Annotated in this window: 22 protein-coding genes; 15 read left to right on the top strand and 7 right to left on the bottom strand. The window is 71.3% G+C overall.

The genetic code is table 11. The annotated features are described in order from the left end of the window. The first annotated feature begins 84 nt into the window (after positions 1-84). Complete coding sequence (gene glmS / locus OIC96_RS18705) at positions 85-1,932, top strand: glutamine--fructose-6-phosphate transaminase (isomerizing) (protein ID WP_330306731.1); 1,848 nt, start codon at positions 85-87, stop codon at positions 1,930-1,932. On the opposite strand, the gene OIC96_RS18700 is transcribed toward glmS, so the two are convergent. Then, positions 1,893-2,102 carry a DUF397 domain-containing protein gene (locus OIC96_RS18700; RefSeq protein WP_330306732.1) on the bottom strand — a complete coding sequence of 70 codons (210 nt, stop codon included), beginning with the start codon at positions 2,100-2,102 and terminating at the stop codon, positions 1,893-1,895. The two genes, glmS and OIC96_RS18700, sit on opposite strands and share 40 nt — an antisense overlap. Before the next feature lie 8 nt (positions 2,103-2,110). Further along, positions 2,111-2,947 carry a helix-turn-helix domain-containing protein gene (locus OIC96_RS18695; RefSeq protein ID WP_330306733.1) on the bottom strand — a complete coding sequence of 279 codons (837 nt, stop codon included), beginning with the start codon at positions 2,945-2,947 and terminating at the stop codon, positions 2,111-2,113. 205 nt (positions 2,948-3,152) lie between these two features. Here OIC96_RS18695 and OIC96_RS18690 point away from each other — a divergent pair, with 205 nt between their 5' ends. Beyond that, a complete protein-coding gene (locus OIC96_RS18690) occupies positions 3,153-3,569 on the top strand; it encodes an ATP-binding protein (RefSeq protein WP_330306734.1) in 417 nt (138 codons plus the stop codon). Between the two features lie 225 nt (positions 3,570-3,794). Next, the gene (locus tag OIC96_RS18685; protein WP_330306735.1) at positions 3,795-4,649 is read left to right on the top strand and encodes a hypothetical protein; all 855 of its coding nucleotides are present in this window, start codon (positions 3,795-3,797) and stop codon (positions 4,647-4,649) included. 110 nt (positions 4,650-4,759) lie between these two features. On the opposite strand, the gene OIC96_RS18680 is transcribed toward OIC96_RS18685, so the two are convergent. From OIC96_RS18680 to OIC96_RS18665, 4 genes are all read right to left on the bottom strand, one after another. Further along, positions 4,760-6,481, bottom strand: coding sequence for a M16 family metallopeptidase (locus OIC96_RS18680; protein ID WP_330306736.1), 1,722 nt, complete (start codon positions 6,479-6,481; stop codon positions 4,760-4,762). Next, complete coding sequence (locus OIC96_RS18675; RefSeq protein ID WP_330306737.1) at positions 6,478-7,473, bottom strand: hypothetical protein; 996 nt, start codon at positions 7,471-7,473, stop codon at positions 6,478-6,480. The genes OIC96_RS18680 and OIC96_RS18675 overlap by 4 nt, the downstream gene beginning before the upstream one ends. Positions 7,474-7,656: 183 nt before the next feature. After that, the gene (locus OIC96_RS18670; RefSeq protein WP_330306738.1) at positions 7,657-9,420 is read right to left on the bottom strand and encodes a M16 family metallopeptidase; all 1,764 of its coding nucleotides are present in this window, start codon (positions 9,418-9,420) and stop codon (positions 7,657-7,659) included. Between the two features lie 13 nt (positions 9,421-9,433). Continuing rightward, a complete protein-coding gene (locus OIC96_RS18665) occupies positions 9,434-10,405 on the bottom strand; it encodes a hypothetical protein (RefSeq protein ID WP_330306739.1) in 972 nt (323 codons plus the stop codon). A gap of 142 nt (positions 10,406-10,547) precedes the next feature. On the opposite strand from OIC96_RS18665, the gene OIC96_RS18660 reads away from it, so the two are divergent. The 6 genes from OIC96_RS18660 to tsaE all read left to right on the top strand — a co-directional run bounded on the left by OIC96_RS18660 (position 10,548) and on the right by tsaE (position 16,751). Then, complete coding sequence (locus OIC96_RS18660) at positions 10,548-10,919, top strand: holo-ACP synthase (protein WP_327431026.1); 372 nt, start codon at positions 10,548-10,550, stop codon at positions 10,917-10,919. A 114-nt stretch (positions 10,920-11,033) separates the two neighbouring features. Further along, positions 11,034-12,464, top strand: coding sequence for an NAD(P)H-hydrate dehydratase (locus tag OIC96_RS18655; RefSeq protein ID WP_330306740.1), 1,431 nt, complete (start codon positions 11,034-11,036; stop codon positions 12,462-12,464). Positions 12,465-12,906: 442 nt separating this feature from the next. Beyond that, positions 12,907-13,716: a L,D-transpeptidase family protein gene (locus OIC96_RS18650; protein ID WP_406502277.1), complete on the top strand. Its 810-nt coding sequence runs from the start codon at positions 12,907-12,909 to the stop codon at positions 13,714-13,716. 87 nt (positions 13,717-13,803) lie between these two features. Beyond that, on the top strand, positions 13,804-14,961 hold the full coding sequence (gene alr / locus OIC96_RS18645) for an alanine racemase (RefSeq protein ID WP_330306742.1): 1,158 nt from the start codon (positions 13,804-13,806) through the stop codon (positions 14,959-14,961). Between the two features lie 55 nt (positions 14,962-15,016). Continuing rightward, positions 15,017-16,252, top strand: a complete 1,236-nt coding sequence (locus OIC96_RS18640; protein WP_330306743.1) for an alpha/beta fold hydrolase — start codon at positions 15,017-15,019, stop codon at positions 16,250-16,252. Then, the gene (tsaE, locus tag OIC96_RS18635) at positions 16,218-16,751 is read left to right on the top strand and encodes a tRNA (adenosine(37)-N6)-threonylcarbamoyltransferase complex ATPase subunit type 1 TsaE (protein ID WP_330306744.1); all 534 of its coding nucleotides are present in this window, start codon (positions 16,218-16,220) and stop codon (positions 16,749-16,751) included. Before OIC96_RS18640 ends, tsaE begins: the two co-directional genes overlap by 35 nt. 598 nt (positions 16,752-17,349) lie before the next feature. Here tsaE and OIC96_RS18630 read toward each other — a convergent pair. Beyond that, the gene (locus tag OIC96_RS18630) at positions 17,350-17,904 is read right to left on the bottom strand and encodes a hypothetical protein (protein WP_330306745.1); all 555 of its coding nucleotides are present in this window, start codon (positions 17,902-17,904) and stop codon (positions 17,350-17,352) included. A 111-nt stretch (positions 17,905-18,015) separates the two neighbouring features. Here OIC96_RS18630 and tsaB point away from each other — a divergent pair, with 111 nt between their 5' ends. The 6 genes from tsaB (at position 18,016) to OIC96_RS18600 (ending at position 23,284) form a co-directional block, all read left to right on the top strand. Then, a complete protein-coding gene (gene tsaB / locus OIC96_RS18625) occupies positions 18,016-18,669 on the top strand; it encodes a tRNA (adenosine(37)-N6)-threonylcarbamoyltransferase complex dimerization subunit type 1 TsaB (RefSeq protein ID WP_330306746.1) in 654 nt (217 codons plus the stop codon). Between the two features lie 17 nt (positions 18,670-18,686). Continuing rightward, positions 18,687-19,160: a ribosomal protein S18-alanine N-acetyltransferase gene (gene rimI, locus OIC96_RS18620; RefSeq protein WP_330310247.1), complete on the top strand. Its 474-nt coding sequence runs from the start codon at positions 18,687-18,689 to the stop codon at positions 19,158-19,160. After that, the gene (tsaD, locus tag OIC96_RS18615) at positions 19,153-20,262 is read left to right on the top strand and encodes a tRNA (adenosine(37)-N6)-threonylcarbamoyltransferase complex transferase subunit TsaD (protein ID WP_330306747.1); all 1,110 of its coding nucleotides are present in this window, start codon (positions 19,153-19,155) and stop codon (positions 20,260-20,262) included. The genes rimI and tsaD overlap by 8 nt, the downstream gene beginning before the upstream one ends. After that, on the top strand, positions 20,259-20,516 hold the full coding sequence (locus OIC96_RS18610; protein WP_330306748.1) for a hypothetical protein: 258 nt from the start codon (positions 20,259-20,261) through the stop codon (positions 20,514-20,516). The genes tsaD and OIC96_RS18610 overlap by 4 nt, the downstream gene beginning before the upstream one ends. 100 nt (positions 20,517-20,616) lie before the next feature. Continuing rightward, a complete protein-coding gene (locus OIC96_RS18605; protein WP_330306749.1) occupies positions 20,617-21,660 on the top strand; it encodes a LacI family DNA-binding transcriptional regulator in 1,044 nt (347 codons plus the stop codon). Between the two features lie 313 nt (positions 21,661-21,973). Continuing rightward, on the top strand, positions 21,974-23,284 hold the full coding sequence (locus tag OIC96_RS18600; protein ID WP_330306750.1) for an extracellular solute-binding protein: 1,311 nt from the start codon (positions 21,974-21,976) through the stop codon (positions 23,282-23,284). Positions 23,285-23,292 lie beyond the last annotated feature (8 nt).

Here is a 23,292-nt window from a genome sequence, read left to right as displayed (position 1 = left end):
ACCTCTGCCGAGGGCCGCTGGAATTTCCGATATCGGGCACGAGGTGCCGGGTTCGGGCGGGCCTCGGACCGTAGGCTGCGGCCCATGTGCGGAATCGTGGGATACGTGGGGTCGCAGTCGGCGCTTGACGTGGTGATGGCCGGACTGAAGCGGCTGGAGTACCGGGGATACGACTCGGCGGGCGTCGCCGTGCCGGCGGACGGGGGGCTCGCCGCCGCGAAGAAGGCCGGCAAGCTCGTCAACCTGGAGAAGGAGCTCGTCGACCGGCCGCTGCCGACCGGGACGACGGGCATCGGACACACCCGCTGGGCCACCCACGGGGGCCCCACCGATGCGAACGCGCATCCGCATCTGGACAACGCGGGCCGGGTCGCCGTCGTCCACAACGGCATCATCGAGAACTTCGCCCTGCTGCGCGCCGAGTTGGCCGAGCGCGGGCACGAGCTGGCCTCCGAGACGGACACCGAGGTGGTCGCGCATCTGCTCGCCGAGGAGTTCTCCTCGTGTGCGGACCTGGCGGAGGCCATGCGGTTGGTGTGCCGGCGCCTGGAGGGCGCGTTCACGCTGGTCGCGGTGCACGCCGACGATCCGGACGTGGTGGTCGGGGCGCGCCGGAACTCGCCGCTCGTGGTCGGCGTCGGAGAGGGCGAGGCCTTTCTCGCCTCGGACGTCGCCGCGTTCATCGCCCACACGCGCTCCGCGATCGAGCTGGGCCAGGACCAGGTGGTGGAGCTGCGCCGGGACGGCGTGACGGTCACCGGCTTCGACGGCCGGCCCGCCGACGTGCGCTCCTTCCATGTGGACTGGGACGTCTCGGCGGCCGAAAAGGGCGGCTACGACTACTTCATGCTCAAGGAGATCGCCGAGCAGCCCAAGGCGGTCGCCGACACGCTGCTGGGACGCATCGACGCGTCCGGCCTGCTCACGCTGGACGAGGTACGGATCCCCGTCCATGAGCTGCGCGAGATCGACAAGGTCGTCATCGTGGCCTGTGGGACCGCCTTCCACGCCGGGCTGATCGCCAAGTACGCCATCGAGCACTGGACGCGGATCCCGTGCGAGGTGGAGCTCGCGAGCGAGTTCCGCTACCGGGACCCGATTCTCGACACCCGGTCGCTGGTGATCGCCATCTCCCAGTCCGGCGAGACCATGGACACGCTGATGGCCCTGCGGCACGCCCGCGACCAGGGCTCCAAGGTGCTGGCGATCTGCAACACGAACGGCTCGACCATCCCTCGTGAGTCGGACGCGGTGCTGTACACCCACGCGGGCCCGGAGGTCGCCGTCGCCTCGACGAAGGCGTTCCTGACGCAGCTGGTCGCCTGCTATCTGGTCGCCCTGTACCTGGGCCAGGTGCGCGGCACCAAGTGGGGCGACGAGATCCTGGCCGTGATCCGGGACCTGTCCCACATCTCCGGCGAGGTCGAGCGGGTCCTGGAGACCATGGAGCCGGTACGCGAGCTGGCGCGCTCCCTCGCCGACAAGAACACCGTGCTGTTCCTGGGCCGGCACGTGGGCTACCCGGTGGCGCTGGAGGGGGCCCTGAAGCTCAAGGAGCTCGCCTACATGCACGCCGAGGGCTTCGCGGCGGGCGAGCTGAAGCACGGGCCGATCGCGCTGATCGAGGATGACCTGCCGGTCGTCATCGTGGTGCCGTCACCGCGCGGGCGCTCGGTCCTGCACGACAAGATCGTGTCCAACATCCAGGAGATCCGGGCGCGGGGTGCGCGCACGATTGTGATCGCGGAGGAGGGCGACGAGGCGGTCGTTCCCTACGCCGACCATCTGATCCGGATCCCGGCCACGCCGACGCTGTTGCAGCCGCTGGTGGCGACCGTTCCGTTGCAGGTGTTCGCTTGTGAGCTGGCTACGGCTCGGGGGAACGAGGTGGATCAGCCTCGGAACCTGGCGAAGTCGGTGACGGTGGAGTGAGTCTTTAGGGCTGCGATGAAGGGGGTGAAGGCTCCGGTCGGGAAGGTGAGGGTGGCCCTGGCCGGGGTTTTCGTGTCGCGGACGGCGACGTGGGTGGGGGAGTTGGCTATCTCCACGCACTCGTTGCCGTCGCCCGGGCCTGAGTAGGACGACTTCCGCCAGTTGTCCATGGGGTTCCTCACAGCTCTTTCGCCAGCTTGTGGATCAATTCACGTGACCGTTCGGGGTCCTGTGACGCAGCCTCTACCCTACGGAAGCTCGTTCGATAAATGTTGAGCTGAGCCTCGGAATCGACAAGGACTGTGCCGTGGGGTGCGTCCCGCACCACTGTGTCCAGCTTGGGCAGGGGGCCACCCACGTACGTCATCGTGTTTGCGGCGCTGGCGAAGCCATCCAGGTCAAAGGGGATGACGCGCAAGGTGATGTGGTCCGCCTCGGAGAGCTCAAGGAGCCGGGTGAGTTGGGCCTTTGAGGTGGCGCGGTCGCTGACCCTGATCCGAAGCGCCGCCTCATGGATCACTGCTTCGTACGGGATGGTGATCTCCTGGCGCGCCTTTCGGTGCCGGATACGCAACTCAAGCTCGTCATGGGTGAGTTCGGGCAGCCTGGATGAGAAGACGGCGCGGGCGTAATCCTCCGTCTGCAACAGGCCCGGCACGTACAGGATGGCCACGTGGCGCTGAAAACGGGCGTGGTGCTCCAACTCGGCCAGGTCCAGGAATGATGTGGGCAGCAGGCCCCGGTACTCCTCCCACCAGCCGCGTGTCCGGTCGGTGGCCATCACCACCAGGGCGTCGATGAACTCCTTGTCCGTGCAGGCGTAGTGGGATGCGAGGCGACGTACCCGTTCCTCGCTCACGCCCACGAGTCCGGATTCGATGTGGCTGATCTGGACACGGTTCGCCCCGAGTAGCGCCGCTGCCTCGATGGCGGTGAGTCCTGCCGCTTCGCGGAGCCTGCGTAGTTCAATCCCCAGGCGCATTTGGCGTGCGGTTGGTTCGCGCCTCTGGACCATCAATTGCTCCTCGTTCGGGGCTGATTACGCGATCGGCTTGCTCGGGGTTACAGGTTACCCCTACCGTCAGTGATGCGACGCACACTCTGCGGAACGCCGGGACCCCGGAAGCGCACCGCCCCGTCCTGCCATGACGGCTGCGGCCATGCCACCGCCCGCCACCCGCAGAGCTCCGAAACCCCCACCACCGAACCGGAGTTGCCGCATGCCCGAAAACGAACCCGACGCCTCCTGGGAGTACTCCCTCTACATCCCCAACGACCTCCGCGCCGTCACCGTCAGCCGCCGCACCGTCCGCCTGATCCTCACCATGCACGGCCTGATCGGACTGGTCGACACCGCGGAGCTCCTCGCAGCGGAGCTGGTGTCCAACGCCGTACGGCATACCAAGGGGCCCGCCGCTCTCCGCGTCCGCTGGTCGGCGGGAGTCCTGCGGATCGGGGCGTGGGACGCCGACCCCGAGCCGCCCGAACCGCCGGGGATGCTGGAGCGGCTCGGTGAGGCGGAGGAGGGGCGGGGGCTGGCGCTGGTCCGGGCGTGTTCGGACCTGTGGGGGTGGCAGCCGCTGTCCAGGCTGGGCCTGCGGGGCAAGTACGTGTGGTGCGAGCTGGCCGCGGCGTAGCGGGTGAGTGATTGGCGGTTCTGTGCCGGCCCGGGCAGCCGCGACCAGGCCTTTTCGAGGTCACGCGTGGCACACATCTGCCAATCCCCGCTGCCGCCATGATTCGGGTCACACGGCGAGTTCGGGTGCGGGGCGGCGCTGCGTCTGTACGATGCGAGGCCTCAACAGGCCTGGCCAGGGGGAGAGTTCGGCCGGGCCTCTCGACCTTTTCACGTGGGGGATTCCATGCGTATACGCACCGCTGCCGTCGTTCTTTCCAGCACCGTCGTTCTTTCCGCGCTCGCCCTTCCGGCCACCGCCCAGGCGTCTGAGCGTGCGGACGGGGCGGCGAAGCTCAGATCCTTCGCCTCGAAGACCGTGTCGCCGAAGGACTCGCTGGGTGCCACCAAGTTCTCGGACGCGGTCGTCAACGGCGGCAAGGACATCGTCCTCGGCGTGACCGCCAAGAAGTCCGTCACCGTCACGTACACCGCCTCCAACGACAGCGGCATCGCCCTCACCGAGGCCTTCCTGTGGCAGGGCACCGATAGCTCGAACGTGGACGACATCACCGGCTCCCTGGGGACGGACGACGACGCCACCTGCACGGAATCGACGACCCAGCAGGGTGTCTACAGCTGCAAGGCCGTCTTCAACATCGACCCCGCGCACGACTTCGCGGACGGCAACGGCGTCGCGGGCACCTGGAAACTGTTCCTCGGCGCCTGGGACCTCTACGCGAACGCCAGCTACAACGACGACGTCACCACCACCAAGCTCAAGCGCGCCGCCAAGCTGACCGTCAACGCCACCCCGGAGCCGGTGAAGAAGGGCAAGACCATCACGGTCACCGGCAAGCTGAGCCGCGCCAACTGGACCACGGGCCTGTACGCGGGCTACTCGACCCAGCCGGTGCAGCTTCAGTTCCGCAAGAAGGGCAGCGACACGTACACCACCCTCAAGACGGTCACGTCCAGCAGCACCGGCGCTCTGAAGACCACCACCACGGCCGGCGTCGACGGCTACTACCGCTTCAGCTTCGCCGGCACCACCACCACAGGTTCTGTGAAGGCGACCGGCGACTTTGTCGACGTCCAGTAGGTAGGGCCTTTTAGGTAGGGCTTTTTAGGGCGAGGAGCGCCGGAACCAGTGGCCCTGCCCGTAAGGCTGGGTGCCGTCGCCCGCGCGGCGACGGCACCCAGCCGGCGGGATCAGCCGCGCCTGCGGCGGCGGTACAGCCGCCACGTCAGGAAGAGGCATGGCAGCTCCATCACCCACAGGCCGATGATGGCCTCGGAGTCAGGGTTTGCCGCACCGGCCTCGTCGAGGGTGACGAGCACACTGAGCAGGCCCCACACCGCGGCCACCGAGCCGACGAGCCAGAGCGCGAGCGTCCAGCCCCAGTGCGCCTTGCCCTGGGAGCGCGGGGCGGGCGTGCGTGCCTCGGGTTGTGGGATGCGGGACGGGTCCCGCTGCGGCATCCGCACCACCGCCGCGGGCGGTACGGCCGCGTCCACCGCCGCGATCCGCTCGGGCGTCACGCTCTTGTAGAGGGTCGGCTCGATGGTGACCGCGAAGCCGTCGTGCCCGGTCAGCGTGCGGGCTCCGTCCGGGCGGGCGGTCATTGCCGCGCAGGCGTCGTACCGGACGGTGACCGGGCCGCGCGGCGTCGTCAGAGACACCCCCTCCGCCCCGATCGTCAGGGTGACGTGCTCGTCCTCCAGCGAACGGTGCCGGGTCCCCGTCAGCGCGTGCGTCGAGTACTGCGGCGCGAGGAAGAAACCCGCCCAGTCGGCGCCCCGGCCCGGCACCTGGAGCAGCCCGGTCGACCACATCTCGCGGGCGACCTCGCGCAGATCCTCGACGGTTAGCGCGCGCAGCTCCGCCCGGTGCTCGTCCGGGCTGAGGATCGGATGGCCGAGGAGCAGGCTGAGGGCGTACGAGGGCAGCGACACGGCGGCGAGTTCCGGGGTGTCGTACATCTTCAGGGCCTTGGCGCGCGCCGAGTCGAGCTCGGCCTGCTCGATGCGGCCCGCGCGCAGCCGGGCGAGGACGTCGACGAAGCCGCCGACCACCGCGTCCTGCTTCTTGGGCAGCGCGTCGGCGTACGCCGTGAGGGTGGCGAAGTCAGCGTCGCGCGGGGTGTAGTCGGCCTCGGCCGAGTACGAGTAGCCGCCCTCCTGGCGCAGGTCCTGGAAGAGGGCGCGGCCCAGGACGTCGGCGAAGACGGCGCCCGCGGTGGAGCGGCGCAGCACCGAGTTGAAGACGACGTGGCCGTCGTCGCCGTGGATGTAGGCGGGGGTGACCGGCAGCGCGTTCGAGGCGGCGGGCGCCGGGAGGCGTGTACCGGCGGGCAGCGTCAGATCGAGTCCCTCCGGCACGGAGTCGCTGGTGATCCACAGCACCGCGTTGTCCCGGGTGAAACGCGTCTGCGCCCAGTGCCGCACCTCGTCCGGGGTCAGCCGCCAGGTGCCCAGCTCGCTGTAGCTGGACAGGCCGTAGCCCTGGGCGCCGTAACGCCACAGCGGCATCTGGTGGCTGGGCCCGCCACCGCGGCCGGCCGCCTCCGTCCGCAGGATCTCCTTCTCGGTCTCCAGCCGGTCCAGCGGCAGGTCGCGCAGGGCCGCGCAGACGCTGTTGAGGTAGGCGACCACCTCGTCCTCGCTGCCCGTGACGTGGAAGAGGGTGTACGCGTTCGCCGTCGCGCCGTTGTAGTGCAGGTCGGACAGGCCCAGCCGGTGCAGCGCGAGGTGCTCGACGAGATGGGTGATCCCGGCCGTGGCCAGGGTCTCGTCGGCGCGCCCCACGCGGAAGAAGAGCCCGGCGGTGATCTCGCCCTGCCGGGGCGTGTAGAGCGTGGGGATGCCCTGGGTGGTGGTGTGGCCGACGAGTCCCGCCAACTTGGCTACGGGGTTGGTGACTTCGGTGGTCATCGCGACTCCCCCCAGGCCGCCGACAGCGCGGCCTTGCGGTACTTGACGAAGGCGGCCGCCGGATCGGGCGTGTACTGCCACGGGAACTCGGCGGCCCGGTCCTCCAGTTCGAGGAAGTGCGGGATCGCGTCCTGGTGGTGGCCGCCGAGCGAGAAGGCGAGGGCGAACGCGCTGTGCGCGCCGATGCCGTGGAAGCCGGGCCGGTAGTCCTTGTGCAGCACGGACACCTGGGCCGCGAACCGCAGATCGTCACGGACGGGCACACCCCGCATGTACGCGGCGGCCTCCATGCCTCCGTCACCCAGGAGCTCCAGCCAGTGCTCCAGATGCGCGATGGCCACCAGGGCTCCGGAGTGCGAGCCGTCCGGGGCCGCTGCCGCACACTCGCGGGCGAAGCCGTGCGCCGCCTCCCAGGAGCCGCTCCACTTGGGGCACAGGTTCTGCAGCAGCTGTGTCTGCGCCGGGTAGTGGTGCGGATGCTGGGCGGCCAGCCGGTCGTAGCGGCGCCGGGCCTCGGCCTGCCCGAGCTCCAGACCGCGCGCGGTGGTCACGCGCACCGTCCAGGCATGGGCGTACGAGGGGTGCTCCGCGCACACCTCGATCAGCAGCTGCTCGGCCCGCCGCAGCCACTCGTGGAAGCGGTCGAACTGGTCCCGCGAGACATGCTGGGCGCGGGCGCCGCTGCGGATGTCCCAGCCGATGTGGAGATACCGGTCGGCGAGCAGCGTACGGGGCAGCGGGTCGCCGGGCAGGGCGGCCACGGCCTGCTCCAGATACCGCTCCACTCCGTCGATATCGGCCAGCAGGCCCGCGGCGAAGGACCGCTGCGCCTCCGTGCCGAGGCCCGCGAAGAACGCCGCCGTGGCGGGCCAGTCGCCGTGCGCCGCCGCGGTGCGCAGCGGGACGAGTTCGGCCAGGGTGTCGAACGGGTCGAAACGAGGCGGCGCGGATATCCCTGGTGCTCCGCTCACGCCGCCGGTTGTGCTGGTCATGCCTCCGCCCCCATGGCGTACTTGGAAGTGTCGCGCACCGGCAGGCCCCCCGTGCCTGTGCGCTGGATGTGAAGTCGCCGCAGGCTAGCAGGGGGGTGAGACATTCCCGGCGGCTGGACCGGGGCCCGCGGGGCAAGTACGTGTGGTGCGAGCCGCCGCCGCTTGACGGCGTGCGCCGCAGGGTCAGCGGCCCGCGCGGGCCCGGGCCCGCCGTTGGCGCATGGACCGCATTTGCCACAGCAGCGGCAGCTCCAGGAACCAGAAGAGGAAGATGCGCGCGCCGTCCGTGTGTGCGGAGCCGATCTCGTTCAGGGTGACGACCGTGCCGAGCACAGCCCAGGCGACCGCGAGCACACCGAAGAACCAGAGCGCGGCCGTCCAGTCCCGCCCCGCCGCCCTACCCTGGCCTCGCCGCAGCCTGGAGAGCTCCGGCTGCTGCTCCGGCTCCGGCTCCGGAGGCTGCGGGATCCGCTCCGGGTCCCGCGCCGGCATCCGCACCACCACGTCGGCCGGAACCGCCGTGTCCACGGCCGCGATCCGCTCCGGTGTGACGCCCCGGAACAGGGTCGGCTCGATGGTCACCGAGAAGCCGTCGTGGCCGGTGAGGGAACGGCCCCCGTCGGGGCGGGCGGTCATCGCCGCGCAGGCGTCGTACCGCACGCTGACCGGGCCGCCCGGGGTCAGCAGGCTGACGCCTTCGGTGCCGATAGACAAGGTGATCCGCTCGTCCTCAAGGGACTGGTGCCGGGTGCCGGTCAGGGCAGCCTGGGAGTACTGCGGCGCCGGGGTGAAGCCCGCCCAGTCGGCGTCCTGGCCCGGCACCTGGAGCAGCCCGTCGGCCCACGCCTCCCGGGCGACCTCGCGCAGATCGGCGACGGTCACCGCGTGCAGCTCCGCCCTGCCCTGCTCGGGGGTGAGGAGGCGATGGCCGAGGAGCAGGCTGAGCGCGAACGACGGCAGCAGGGCGGCTGCGAGGTCCGGAGTGTCGTACGCCTTCAGCGCCTTGGCGCGCGCCGAGTCCAGTTCGGCCTGTTCGATCCTGCCCGCCCGCAGCCGGGCGAGCGTGTCGACGAAGCCGCCGACGACCGCGTCCTGCTTCTGCAACAGCGCGTCGGCGTACGCGGTGAGGGTGGCGAAGTCGGCGTCGCGCGGGGTGTAGTCGGCCTCGGCCGCGTACGAGTAGCCGCCCTCCTGGCGCAGATCCTGGTAGAGGGCGCGGCCGAGGACGTTGGCGAAGACCGCCGCGGCGGTGGAGCGGCGTACGACCGCGTTGTACGCGACGTGACCGTCGGCTCCCCGGATGCAGGCGGGCGTGACCGGTAGCGCACTGGTCGGGGCGGGCGCGGAGATGCGGGTCCCGGCGGGCAGGGTCAGGTCCAGGCGGTCCGGCACATGGTCGCTGGTGATCCACAGCACCGCGTTGTCGCGGGTGAACCGGGCTTCGGCCCACTGCCGCACCTGGTCGGCGGTGAGGGTCCAGGTGCCGAGCTCGTTGCAGCTGGACAGGCCGTAGCCCTGGGCGCCGTAACGCCACAGCGGCAGCCGGGAGTCGGGCCCGCCGTTCCGGCCCGCGGCCTCGGTCCGCAGGATCTCCTTCTCGGTCTCCAGCCGGTCCAGCGGCAGGTCGCGCAGGGCGGCACAGACGCTGTTGAGGTACTCGACCACCTCGTCCTCGTCGCCGGTGACCTGGAAGTGGGTGTACGACATCGACGTGGTGCCGTTGTAGTGCAGGTCGGACACGCCCAGGCGGTGCAGCGCGAGATGCTCGACGAGATGCGTGATCCCGGCCGTGGGCAGTGTCTCGTCGGCACGGCCCACGCGGAAGAGCAGTCCGGCGGTGATCTCGCCCGCGCGGGGTGCGTAGAGAGTGGGAATGCCCTGGGTGACGGTGTGGGAGACCAGGTCGGAGAGGGCGTCGAGGCCGGAGCCGTGCAGGTCGGCGGTCATGGATCGGTCCTCCTCAGAGCGTCGCCAGCGCGGATGTGCGGCACTCGACGAAGGCGGCCTTCGGATCGTGCAGATAGCGCCATGGGAACTCGGCGGCCCGGTCGCCCAGGGCGGCGAAGTGAGGGGCCGCGTCCTTGAAGTGGCCGCCGAGGGAGAAGGCCATCGCGAACGCGCTGTGCGCGTCGATCCAGTGCCAGCCCGGCCGGTAGTCGTGGTGCAGCACGGAGACCCGGGCGGCGGAGCGCAGATCGTTGCGGACCGACACGTCCCGCAGATACACCTTGTGTGCGGCGCCGTTGAGGCCCACCCAGTGCTCCAGATGAGCCAGGGCGACCAGCGCCCCCGCGTGAGAGCCGTCGGGCGCGGCGCTCGCGCACTCCTGGGCCAAACCGTGCGCCGCCTCCCAGGAGCCGCCCCACTTCGGACACACTTGCTGGAGCAGCTGCGTCTGCGCCGCGTAGTGGTGCGGATGGTGGGCGGAGAGGCGGTCGTAGCGGCGGCGGGCCTCGGACAGTCCCAGCTCCAGGCCGCGCGCGGTGAGCAGCCGGGCGGTCCAGGCGGGGGCGTAGTCGGGTTGCTCCGCGCACACCTCGATCAGGATTCGCTCGGCCTTTCGCAGCAAAGTGTGGAACTGGTCGAACTGCTCCCGCTTGACCTGCGTGGCCGCGGCGCGGCCACGGGTCTCCCAGCCCAGGTGGATGTACCGCCCGGCGAGCAGCGTGCGCGGCAGCGGATCCGCGGGGGTGTCGGCCGCGGCCTGCTCCAGGTACGTCTCGACCCCGGCGGTGTCGCCGAGGACGTCCGCCGCGAAGGTGACCTTCTCGGCGGAGTCGAGATCCGCGAAGAACGCCCGGGTGGCGTCCCAGTCGCCGTTCGCCGCGGCGGTGCGCAGCGGAGCGAGTTCGGGCAGCGTGTCGAACGGGTCGAAAGACGGGCCCGGCGAGGTGCCGGATCTTCCGCCCTCGCCGCTGGTCGCACTGTTCATGCCTCCGCCCCCCTGGCGTTCCCGGCCCACGGCACGCGCCTCCTGGCCCCCCAGGGCGAGCTGACGTGTACAGGCCGAAGTGATGAGGTCGCAGCAGGCTAGCAGCCGGTTCGGACGGTGCGTCAGCCGTAGGCTGCTCGGCATGAGCATCATCGGGGTCGGTATCGACGTGGCCGAGATCGACCGGTTCCGGGCGTCGCTGGAGCGCACACCCGGACTGGCCGAACGGGTCTTTGTGGAGCAGGAGTTGCATCTGCCGAGCGGGGAGCGCAGAGGCATCGCGTCGCTGGCCGCCCGGTTCGCCGCGAAGGAGGCGCTCGCCAAGGCGCTCGGTGCCCCGGCCGGTCTGCACTGGACCGACGCCGAGGTCTACGTCGAGGACAGCGGGCAGCCGCGGCTGCGGGTGAAGGGCACGGTGGCGGCCCGGGCGGCCGAACTGGGCGTGCGGTCGTGGCATGTGTCGCTGAGCCATGACGCGGGGGTGGCTTCGGCGGTGGTGGTGGCGGAGGGATAGCCGCCGCGTTGGGGGAATCGCTCGTCGCGGGTGGTTCGTCGGCCGCGGGATGGCTGTGGTCGCTGGCGCAGTTCCCCGCGCCCCTCGCGGGGCGCTGATGCGAGACTCGGGCCTATGCGTACTGCCTACAGCGTGGAGACGGTAAGGGCGGCCGAGCGGGAGCTGATGGCGCGGCTCCCCGAAGGGGCGTTGATGCAGCGCGCCGCCGCCGGACTGGCCGCGGCCTGCGCCGATGTGCTGGGGCGGGTGTACGGCAGCCGGGTCGTGCTGCTGATCGGCAGCGGCGACAACGGGGGCGACGCGCTGTACGCGGGGGCCCGGCTGGCCCGGCGCGGGGCCGGTGTCACCGCCGTACTGCTCGCCCCCGAACGGACGCATCCCGGGGGGCTGTCCGCGTTGCGGCGGGCGGGCGGCACGCTGGTCACCCCCGGTGCCGCCGAGCAGATCGTCCGCCGTGCCGACCTCGTCGTCGACGGCATCGTCGGGATCGGCGGCAAGGGCGGGCTGCGGCCGGACGCGGCGGCGCTGGCCGCCTGGGCCGAGCGGTCGCGTGCGGCCGTCGTCGCCGTCGACCTGCCGAGCGGCATTGAGGCGGACACCGGGGAGGTCCTCGGCGCGGCGGTGCGCGCCGACCTGACCGTCACCTTCGGGACGCACAAACCGGGGCTGCTCATCGATCCGGCGCGTGAGTACGCCGGTTCCGTACGCCTCGTCGACATCGGTCTCGAACTGCCGGACCAGGCCGAGCTGGAGGCGCTCCAGCACGCGGACGTCGCGGCGCGGCTGCCGGTGCCGGGGGCGGCGAGCGACAAGTACCGGCGCGGTGTCGTCGGGATCGCCGCCGGGTCCGCGCGCTATCCCGGGGCGGCGGTGCTCGCCGTGTCCGGTGCGCTGCGGGGTGGTGCGGGGGCCGTGCGGTACGTGGGGCCCGCCGGGGACGCGGTGATCGCCGCCTTCCCCGAGACGCTCGTGTCCGACAAGGGGCCCCACAAGGCGGGGCGGGTCCAGGCGTGGGTCGTGGGGCCCGGGGCCGGGGACGACGCGTCGTCGGTCGCCGAGGTGCTGGCCGCGGAGGTGCCGGTGCTGGTGGACGCGGACGGGTTGCGGCTCGCGGAGCGGGGGGTCGTGCGGGCGCGGAGTGCGCCCACGCTGATGACTCCGCATGCCGGGGAGGCGGCGGCGTTGCTCGGGGTTTCACGTGCGGTGGTGGAGGGGGCTCGGCTTGCTTCCGTGCGGGAGCTTGCGGGGCTTTATGGGGCGACGGTGTTGCTCAAGGGGGCGACGACGTTGGTGGCTGATGCGGGGGGTGGGGTGGTGCGGGTGAATGCGACGGGGACGGCTTGGCTGGCGACCGCGGGGAGTGGGGACGTGCTGTCGGGGCTTGCCGGGTCGTTGTTGGCGGCGGGGTTGTCCGCGGTGGATGCGGGGAGTGTTGCTGCGTACGTTCATGGGCTTGCGGGGCGGTTCGCGGCGGACGGGGCGCCTGCGGGGGCCCATGACGTGGCGTCGGCGATCCCGGCCGCGTGGCGGGACATCCGCGACTGACGCCCACCCGGGGGGTTTCGCCCCCGCCGCCCCTACCCGTCCCATCCCGTTCCTGGGGGCTGTGCCCCCAGACCCCCCTAAAAGATTGCGCCGTTCCCCGCGCCCCTAAAAGCTCCCGGGGCGGGCCAGGGGCGATGGGGCGCAGCCCCGAGCCGTTAGGGGCGCGGGGAACTGCGCGACCAGCCCCCACCCACCCGCAGCCGAAGAACCCACCCACGGGGTCTGGGGCGGAGCCCCAGGAACGGGATGGGACGGGTAGGGGCGGCGGGGGCGAGAGAACGGGCCGGGCGAATGGGGGACCCCTTCCGCGCGGCTCACTCGGGGGCGGGGGCGGGTTGCGTTGGGTGGTCGCATGATGATCAGACGAATGGTGTGGTGGGGTCGGAGTGCGGCGGTGGTGCTGGCGCTGCTGGCGGTGTCGCCCGGGGAGAGTGCCTGGGCGATGAGTGGACCGCCGGCTCCCGGACCGGGGAGCGAGCTGGTGCCGGGCGTGGCGCCCGGTCCGCATCAGCCGTGGCAGATCGATACACCGGACCAGATGCTCGCGCCCAGGGTGTACACACCCACCGCGGACGAGGATGCCGTCGAGCCGCGCAACGCCCCCGCCGGCACGGACGCGCTCATCGAATACGTACCGCTCAGCGACGCCGCCGCAGGCACGGCGGTGACATGCAGCAAGCGGACGGGACCGTATCAGCGGCAGGTCGAGCGGTGGCTGAAGCTGAAGGTGGACGGGAAACAGTCCGCTGCCGATTGTCTTGCCGTCCGTGCGTTCCAGACGCGGTACAAGATCAAGCCGAACATCGGCTTCGCCGGACCCGTCACCTGGGCCCGCATGCAGCTGCTCTCCGCGATGAAGAACCCGAACGCCGCCGGAAAGTGTCCCGTGCGGTCGTACCGGATCGCCTGCGTGGACCTGGCACGACAGCTCACCTGGGTGCAGAAGGGGAAGAAGGTGGTGTGGGGGCCGGTGCCGATGCGCAGCGGGCGGGCCGGGTACCGGACCCGTACCGGCTGGTTCAAGATCTACTGGAAGCACAAGAACCACTGGTCGACCCTCTACAACAGCCCCATGCCGTACAGCCAGTTCTTCAGCGGCGGACAGGCCTTTCACGCCATCTACGGCAGCATCTACAACCCCAACGGCTCCTGGGGCTGCGTCAATCTGCGGCTCGCCGACGCCCGCACGTTGTGGAACGTCCTCAAGACGGGCGACCGCGTCTACGTGTGGGGCCGTAGAGCCGGCACCTGATGCCGCGGACGGCCAGACGGGCCTGCGGGGTCCTAGCGGTACCGGCGCCGGGGGGCTGTCAGGCCCCTCTGAGACACTGGGGGCGCGATGAACGAGACAGCACCCCTGCGCGCCCGCGCCGAGATCGACCTGGCAGCCCTGCGGGCCAACGTGCGGACCCTGCGCGCCCACGCGCCGTCCGCGGCCCTGATGGCCGTGGTCAAGTCCGACGCGTACGGCCACGGGGCGGTGCCGTGTGCCCGAGCGGCGCGCGAGGCCGGCGCCACCTGGCTCGGCACCGCCACCCCCGAGGAGGCCCTCGCGCTGCGGGCGGCCGGACTGCCGGGGCGGATCATGTGCTGGCTCTGGACACCGGGCGGGCCGTGGGCGCAGGCCATCGAGGCCGACCTCGACGTCTCGGTCAGCGGGATGTGGGCCCTGCGGGAGGTCGTGGCGGCCGCTCGGACGGTCGGCGCGCCCGCCCGCGTCCAGCTCAAGGCCGACACGGGCCTCGGGCGCAACGGCTGCCAGCCCGACGACTGGCCGGAGCTCGTCGGCGAGGCCCTGAGCGCCGAGGCCCGCGGGCTCATCACCGTCACCGGCCTCTGGTCGCACTTCGCCTGCGCCGACGAGCCCGGTCACCCCTCCATCCAGGCCCAACTCACCCGCTTCCGCGAGATGGTGGCGTACGCCGAGGAGCAGGGCGTCCGCCCCGAGGTGCGGCACATCGCCAACTCGCCCGCCACGCTGACCCTCCCCGAGAGCCACTTCGACCTCGTACGCACCGGCATCGCGGTCTACGGCATCTCGCCCAGCCCCGAGCTCGGCACCCCGGCCGACTTCGGACTGCGTCCGGTGATGACGCTGACCGCCTCGCTCGCGCTGGTGAAGCACGTCCCGGGCGGCCACGGCGTCAGCTACGGGCATCACTACACCACGCCCGGCGACACCACCCTCGGCCTCGTGCCCGTCGGCTACGCGGACGGCATCCCGCGCCACGCCTCCGGCACCGGACCCGTCCTGGTCGGCGGCAAGTGGCGTACGGTCGCGGGCCGGGTCGCGATGGACCAGTTCGTCGTCGATCTGGGCGGGGACGAGCCCCTGGCCGGGACGGAGGCGGTCCTGTTCGGGCCGGGCGACCGCGGCGAGCCGACCGCCGAGGACTGGGCCCGGGCGGCGGGCACGATCGCGTACGAAATCGTCACCCGGATCGGAACCCGCGTACCCCGCGTCTACGTGAATGTGAACGAGGAACAAGACGGGTAGTACCGAATAACCGAGCAGGACCCGGCGAAGAGCTGACAGCGAAGAGGAGCGGGACGTGAGCGAGAGCAGCGCGGAGGCCGTCGCGAGTGCGGCCTCGGCGGCCGCCGCCTCCGCCGGGAACTGGCGCAGGGCCGGTGTCGCGGGCGCCGCGATAGGCGTCGTGGCAGCGGGCGCCGCCGCCGGAGTCGCCATAGAGCGCCTCACGGTCGGCCGTGGCATGCGCAGGAAGGCGCTCCTCGCGCTCGACTCCACGGGCCCTTACGGCGCGCTGCGCGGCACCCCCGGCAAGGCGTACGCCGACGACGGCACCGAGCTGTACTACGAGGTCGACGACGCCGAGCCGGAGGCCCCCCTCGCCCCGCGCCGTCGCCGGCTCTTCGGCCGCAAGGCGCCGGCCCCCGTCACCGTCGTCTTCAGCCACGGCTACTGCCTCAACCAGGACTCCTGGCACTTCCAGCGCGCCGCGCTGCGCGGTGTCGTGCGCACGGTCCACTGGGACCAGCGCAGCCACGGGCGGTCCGGGCGGGGCGTCGCCCAGCTCAAGGACGGGACGCCGGTCACCATCGACCAGCTCGGCCGCGACCTGAAGGCCGTCATAGACGCGGCCGTGCCCGAGGGCCCCATCGTGCTCGTGGGCCATTCGATGGGCGGGATGACCGTCATGGCCCTCGCCGACCAGTACCCCGAGCTGATCCGCGACCGGGTCGTCGCCGTCGCCCTCGTCGGTACGTCGTCGGGGCGGCTCGGCGAGGTCAACTTCGGGCTGCCCGTCGCGGGCGTCAACGCGGTGCGACGCGTGCTCCCCGGCGTACTGCGGGCGCTCGGGCAGCAGGCCGCCCTGGTGGAGCGGGGGCGGCGAGCCACCGCCGACCTGTTCGCCGGGGTCATCAAGCGCTACTCGTTCGCCACCCGGGACGTCGACCCGGCGGTCGAGCGGTTCGCCGAGCGGATGATCGAGGGCACCCCGATCGACGTGGTCGCCGAGTTCTACCCGGCGTTCACCGAGCACGACAAGACCGCGGCGCTCACCCACTTCGCCGACCTGCCCGTCCTCGTCCTCGCCGGGGTCAAGGACCTGGTGACCCCGAGCGAGCACAGCGAGGCCATCGCCGACCTGCTGCCGGACGCCGAGCTGGTGCTCGTCGCCGACGCCGGGCACCTCGTCATGCTGGAGCACCCCGAGGTCGTCATAGACCGTCTGGCCGACCTCCTCATGCGCGCGGGAGCCGTCCCGGCAGGGGCTACCGTGGGTGGCTATGGAAGCACCAGCAGCAGCGCACAACCCGGCTGAGCCCGCGCAGGACGGGGTCAGCGCGCAGATTACCGTCAACTCCCCCGAACAGATGCAGGAGTTGGGCCGCCGGCTCGCCAAGCTGCTGCGCGCGGGCGACCTCGTGATGCTGAACGGGGAGCTCGGCGCGGGCAAGACCACGCTGACCCGCGGGCTCGGCGAGGGGCTCGGCGTGCGCGGCGCGGTCACCTCCCCGACCTTCGTCATCGCCCGCGTGCACCCCTCCCTCGGGGACGGTCCGCCGCTCGTCCACGTGGACGCGTATCGCCTCGGCGGCGGGCTCGACGAGATGGAGGACCTCGACCTCGACGTCTCGCTCTCCGACTCGGTGATCGTCGTGGAGTGGGGCGAGGGCAAGGTCGAGGAGCTGACCGACGACCGGCTGCACGTGGTCATCCACCGGGCCGTCGGGGACACCACGGACGAGGTACGGCATGTGACGGTCACCGGTCTGGGGGAGCGCTGGGTGACGGTCGACCTGAGCGTGCTCTCGGCCTGACCGGCACCGTTCTCACCGCGTCGGCGCGCCTGCCGTTCGTAGTTTTGCTTAACGTTCCGACAAGACGTCGGCAAGATATTGCGTTCGGCGTCCCGGCCGTGTTCACATGGACATCAGTCCGTAGTTAGGTCTACCTAACCACGCTTGCCCCCGAAGCCCCAGGAGGCGTCCATGCCGGCTTCAGAACGTGACGTGCCGCAGCCGCCGCGTGGGGTGGCGCAGCCGGGCGGGGTGTCGATGCGGGAGTTGTTGGCTTCGTGTGCGGCGGCGGAAGCGGTGTCTTTGCCGCCGCGTGAGCCTCCGGCGGTTTCGCGGGGTGTTGAGGAGCCTCGCAAGGCTGCGTGAGCGCTCCGCTGGGGGGTTCGTTTTCGTCTGCGGGTTCGGTGGGGGCTGGTCGCGCAGTTCCTCGCGCCCCTAAAAGGTTGCGCCGTTCCCCGCGCCCCTAAAAGGTTGCGCCGTTCCCCGCGCCCCTAAAAGGTTGCGCCGTTCCCCGCGCCCCTAAAAGGTTGCGCCGTTCCCCGCGCCCCTAAAAGGTTGCGCCGTTCCCCGCGCCCCTGATGGGGCGCCTCTGACGGGGCGCGGCTCTGGCAGGGGGCCGTTACTGGATGACCTCGACCTTTACGCCGATCGTTGCGAACTCCCACATCGCGGTGCCGTTCTTGCGGGACTCGCGGATGCCGCCGAGCTTCTTGGTGGAGTCGGGGGAGGCCGTGGAGCCGTTCACCGCCGCGCTGAAGCCGATGGCGATGCCGTCGACCAGGGTGAAACGGACGACGTGCTCGATCTGTGCGCCATCCGATCCGGTGACCGCGTTGGAGCGGGTGGTGACGGCGTAGGTGCCGACGGCCGGGTCGATCGTGCCCGGGGTGACCTTGAAGGTGTGCTGGACCTTGTTGTCCGCGCCGACCAGCCATACGCGGTCGTCGTCGGTGGAGTAGACGACCCGCTCGCCCGTGCCGGACTGGGTGGGCAGTGCCGCCGGGTTCTTCTTGTCCCGGGGGGCCTTCGAGACGGATGCCTTGGGCGAGGCGCTCGCGTGCGGCTTGCCCAGGGTGTCCGGCACGCTCGCGGACGCCTGGTAGGCGAGGAAGCTGACTGCGGCGATCGCCGCCACGGTGAGCCCGGCCACGATTCCCGAGCTGCTCCTAGCCACCTTGTGTGCCCACCTCTCGTACTGCGTACGTCTTTGCTGTTGACGGTAGCAGCCGGGGAGCGGCACTCCCGGGCGGCCGTACGTCCGGCTCGGGCGCCGTAGGCTGTTTGCGTGCTCTTGCTCGCTCTGGATACCGCCACCCCCGCTGTGACCGTCGCCCTGCACGACGGCACGTCCGTCATCGCCTCGTCGAGCCAGGTGGACGCGCGCCGGCACGGAGAGCTGCTGCTGCCGGCCGTCGACCGGGTGCTCGCCGACGCAGGCCTCAAGCTGGACGCCGTCACCGGCATCGTCGTGGGCGTCGGCCCCGGCCCGTACACGGGGCTGCGTGTCGGCCTCATGACCGCCGACACCTTCGGGCTCGTGCTCGGGGTGCCCGTGCACGGCCTGTGCACCCTCGACGGGCTCGCCTACGCCGCCGAGGTCGAGGGCCCCTTCGTCGTCGCCACGGACGCACGGCGCAAGGAGGTCTACTGGGCGCGGTACGCCGACCGCCGTACGCGCGTGTCGGAGCCCGCCGTGGACCGGCCCGCCGAGATCGCCGACGCCGTGGCCGGACTGCCTGCTGTCGGCGCGGGCGCGCTGCTCTACCCCGACACCTTCCCCGACGCCCGCGAGCCCGAGCACGTCACGGCCGCCGCGCTCGCCTGCCTCGCCGCGGAGAAGCTCGCCGCGGGCGAGGAGCTGGAGGCGCCCCGGCCGCTCTATCTGCGGCGCCCGGACGCCCAGGTCCCGAAGAACTACAAGGTGGTCACCCCCAAGTGACCGCCGAGCTGCGCGAGATGCGCTGGTGGGACATCGATCCCGTACTGGAGCTGGAGAAGGACCTCTTCCCCGAGGACGCCTGGTCGCGGGGGATGTTCTGGTCCGAGCTGGCCCACGCGCGCGGGGCGGAGGCGACACGGCGGTATGTCGTGGCCACCGAGGGGGAGCGGCTCGTCGGGTACGCCGGACTCGCCGCCGCCGGGGACCTCGGCGACGTACAGACCATCGCCGTACGCCGCGAACAGTGGGGCACGGGGCTCGGCGCCCGGCTGCTCACCGAGCTGCTGCGGGCGGCGACCGCGTTCGAGTGCGCCGAGGTGATGCTCGAATGCCGGGTGGACAACGTCCGCGCGCAGAAGCTGTACGAGCGCTTCGGCTTCGAGCCCATCGGCTTCCGGCGCGGCTACTACCAGCCAGGGAACATCGACGCCCTGGTCATGCGCCTGACCGACCCATCGAGTTCAGTACAAGGAACAGAGAGCAATGGCTGACGAACCGCTCGTCCTCGGCATCGAGACCTCCTGCGACGAGACCGGCGTCGGCATCGTCCGCGGCCACACCCTGCTCGCGGACGCGATCGCCTCCAGCGTCGACGAGCACGCGCGTTTCGGCGGGGTCGTGCCCGAGGTCGCCTCCCGCGCCCACTTGGAAGCGATGGTGCCGACCATCGACCGGGCGCTGAAGGAGGCGGGGGTGAGCGCGAAGGACCTGGACGGGATCGCGGTCACCGCCGGGCCCGGGCTCGCCGGTGCGCTGCTCGTCGGGGTCTCCGCGGCGAAGGCGTACGCGTACGCGCTGGGCAAGCCGCTGTACGGGGTCAACCACCTCGCCTCCCACATCTGCGTGGACCAGCTGGAGCACGGCGCGCTGCCGGAGCCGACGATGGCGCTCCTCGTGTCGGGCGGCCACTCCTCGCTGCTTCTGTCCACGGACATCACCTCCGACGTACGGCCGATGGGCGCGACCATCGACGACGCGGCGGGCGAGGCCTTCGACAAGATCGCCCGCGTGCTGAACCTCGGCTTCCCGGGCGGCCCGGTCATCGACCGGTACGCGAAGGAGGGCGACCCGAAGGCGATCGCGTTCCCGCGCGGGCTCACCGGGCCGCGCGACGCGGCGTACGACTTCTCCTTCTCCGGTCTGAAGACGGCCGTGGCCCGCTGGATCGAGGCCAAGCGGGCGGCGGGGGAGGAGGTGCCGGTGCGCGATGTGGCCGCGTCCTTCCAGGAGGCCGTGGTGGACGTGCTCACCCGCAAGGCCGTACGGGCCTGCAAGGATCAGGGCGTCGACCACCTCATGATCGGCGGCGGCGTGGCCGCCAACTCCCGGCTGCGCGTGCTCGCCCAGGAGCGCTGCGAGGCCGCCGGGATCCGGCTGCGGGTGCCGCGGCCGAAGCTGTGCACGGACAACGGTGCGATGGTCGCGGCCCTCGGCGCGGAGATGGTGGCGCGGAACCGGGCCGCCTCCGACTGGGACCTGTCCGCGGACTCCTCGCTGCCGGTGACCGACCCGCATGTGCCAGGACACGGGCATGCGCACGGGCACGGGCACGACCATGTGCACGAGGTCTCGAAGGAGAACCTGTACTCGTGACCGTCGCGCTGATGTGGGAGGCGCGGGCCGTCCCCGGGCGGGGCGAGGAACTGCTCGCCTGGGCGCGGGCGCAGGCGCAGGAGCTCGCGGTTCCGCCGCTGCGCCGGGAACTCTTCCGGGCTCCTGAGGACCGCGTGCTCGTCATCACCTGGTGGGACGCGGCGTACGACGCCGAGCTGCCCGAACTTCCCGAGCCGGGCGCGGAGTTGGTGACCCGGGCGGTCCATCGGTGGCGGTTCGAGTCGGTCTCCTGACGCCGTCGTTCCCGGCCGGGCTTCACGCCGAGCTCGCTTTTCCGGAAGACTCCTGCAAAGTTTCGCTGGTGCGGCCGGCACGGTAGGGGGAGTCTTGGACATGTCGACGGAGGTGGGCGCAGTGGCCCGGGAGAGCATCAAGAACAAGGTGACGATCACCGAGATCGCCCGGCAGGCCGGGGTCTCGGTGCCCACCGTGTCGCGTGTCGTCAACGGCCGCTCCGATGTGTCGCCGGAGACCCGGGCCCGGGTCGAGGACCTGCTGCGGCACCATGGCTACCAGCGCAAATCGTCCGCGCCTGGCGACCGGGCCGCCCTCATCGACCTTGTTTTCAACGATCTCGACAGCCCCTGGGCCGTGGAGATCATCCGGGGCGTCGAGGAGGTCGCGCACGCGTCGGGCGTGGGCACGGTGGTCTCCGCGATCCACGACGCCTCGGGCTCGGCCCGGCAGTGGATGACCAATCTGCGCGCCCGCGCCTCGGACGGCGTGATCCTGGTGACCTCCGTCCTCGAACCCCGGCTGCACGAGGAGCTGCGGCGCCTCGGCGTACCGCTCGTCGTCATCGACCCGGCGGGGTCGCCGTCCCTGGACGCGCCCACCGTCGGCGCCACCAACTGGGCGGGCGGCATGGCCGCGACGGAGCATCTGCTCGGCCTCGGCCACCGCCGGATCGGCTTCATCGCCGGGCCGGTGCGGTTGCTGTGCTCGCGGGCGCGGCTCGATGGGTACCGGGCGGCGCTGGAGGGGGTCGGTGTCGACGTCGACGACGCCCTGATCGTGCCGGGCGACTTCTATCACCAGGCGGGGTTCGACGGCTGCAACACCCTGCTCGACCTGGGGGAACCGCCCACCGCGGTGTTCGCCGCGAGTGACCAGATGGCGCTGGGGGCGATCGAGGCGTTGCGGCGGCGGGGGTTGCGTGTGCCGGAGGACATGAGCGTGGTGGGGTTCGACGACCTGCCCGAGGTGCGGTGGTCCGCGCCGCCGCTCACGACGGTGCGGCAGCCGCTGGCGGACATGGGGAAGCTGGCGACGCGGACGGTTCTGCGGCTGGCGTTGGGGGAAGAGCCGGCGTCTCCTCGGGTGGAGCTGGCCACCGAGTTGGTTGTGCGGGCGAGTACGGCTGTGCGGGCCGTCTGAGGTGGTTCGTCGTCTGCGGGCCGGTGGGGGCTGGTCGCGCAGTTCCCCGCGCCCCTAAAAGATCGCGCAGTTCCCCGCGCCCCTTAAGGGGCGCGGGGAACTGCGCGAGCAACCCCCACCGCCCCGCACCCGACAAACAACCCCAACCGCCCACCCACCCAAGGGGCGCGGGGAACTGCGCGACCAGCCCCCACCCACCCGCAGTCAACGAACCACCCGATATTTGTCAGGAGCGTTGACATACCCGACGCGCACCCGTAATTTCCGAGCGCACTCCACCGATAATTTTCGGCCCTCTTCCGGAAGGTGCGCGATGCGAGCGTTGGGCAACACCTACACCCCCCTCAACCGCCGGAGGTTCCTGGCGGCGTCCGCGGCGACCGGCCTGGGCGCGGCCGCCCTGAGCGCGTGCGGCTCGTCGGACAGTGGGAACAGCTCGGGCAAGACCACCGTCGAGTGGTGGAACATCACCACCACCCAGCCCGCGAAGAAGCTGTGGGCCCAGCGCGCCAAGGAGTTCGAGGCCGCGCACCCGGACGTGAAGATCAAGGTCGTCACGATGGAGAACGAGGCGTACAAGCAGAAGATGACCGCGCAGATCGCCTCGGGCAAGCTGCCGGACATCTTCCACACCTGGGGCGGCGGCGTCCTCAAGCAGCAGATCGACGCGGGCCTGGTCGAGGACCTGACGGACCGGATCGCCTCCTGGACCGGCAACTACGTACCCGCCTCGATGACGGCCTACAAGTACGACGACAAGATGTACGCCGTCCCCTTCGACATCGGCGCGGTCGGCTTCTGGTACAACAAGGCGCTCTTCAAGAAGGCCGGCATCACCACCCCGCCCACCACCTGGTCCGGCTACCTCGACGCCATCAAGGCCCTCAAGAAGGCCGGCATCACGCCCATCGCCCTGGCCGGCAAGGAGAAGTGGCCCGGCATGTACTTCTGGGCGTACCTCTCGATGCGCGTCGCCGGTCTCGACGCCATGCAGAAGGCCTCCGACGACGCGGACTTCACCGGCGACGACTTCGTCAAGGCCGGCCAGCACCTCAAGGACCTCGTCGCGCTCCAGCCCTTCCAGAAGGGATTCCTCGGCGGGGCCTACTCCGACCCCAACGGCGAGGCGGCCCTGATGGGCAACGGCAAGGCGGCCATGGAGCTGATGGGCCAGTGGGCGCCGATCGTCGAGGCCGACTCCGGCAAGGGCATCGGCAAGGACCTCGGCTTCTTCTCCTTCCCCGCGGTCGAGGGCGGCAAGGGAGCGCTCACCGAGGTGTTCGGCGGAGGCGGCGGCCACGCACTGCGCAAGGGCGCGCCGGACGCGGCCCTGGAGTTCCTGAAGTTCTTCGGCGAGAAGGAGTTCGCCGAGAAGCTCGTCAAGGAGACCGGCCTGATCCCCGTCTCCAAGGACGCCGCCGGCGCGCTCACCGACCCCAACCTCACCGCCGTCTCCGACATGCTGAACAAGGCCACCGGCTTCCAGCTCTACCTCGACCAGGCGTACGCCCCCGCGGTCGGGCAGGAGATCAACGACAGCGTCGCCGCGCTCATCGCGGGCTCCAAGTCGCCTGAGCAGGTGACGCGTTCGGTCACGCAGGTCGCCAAGAGCGAGAAGAGCTAGCGCCGCCG

Source organism: Streptomyces sp. NBC_00775 (assembly GCF_036347135.1).
Taxonomy (GTDB): domain Bacteria; phylum Actinomycetota; class Actinomycetes; order Streptomycetales; family Streptomycetaceae; genus Streptomyces; species Streptomyces lutosisoli.
This window is presented reverse-complemented; position numbering and strand designations above follow the sequence as displayed.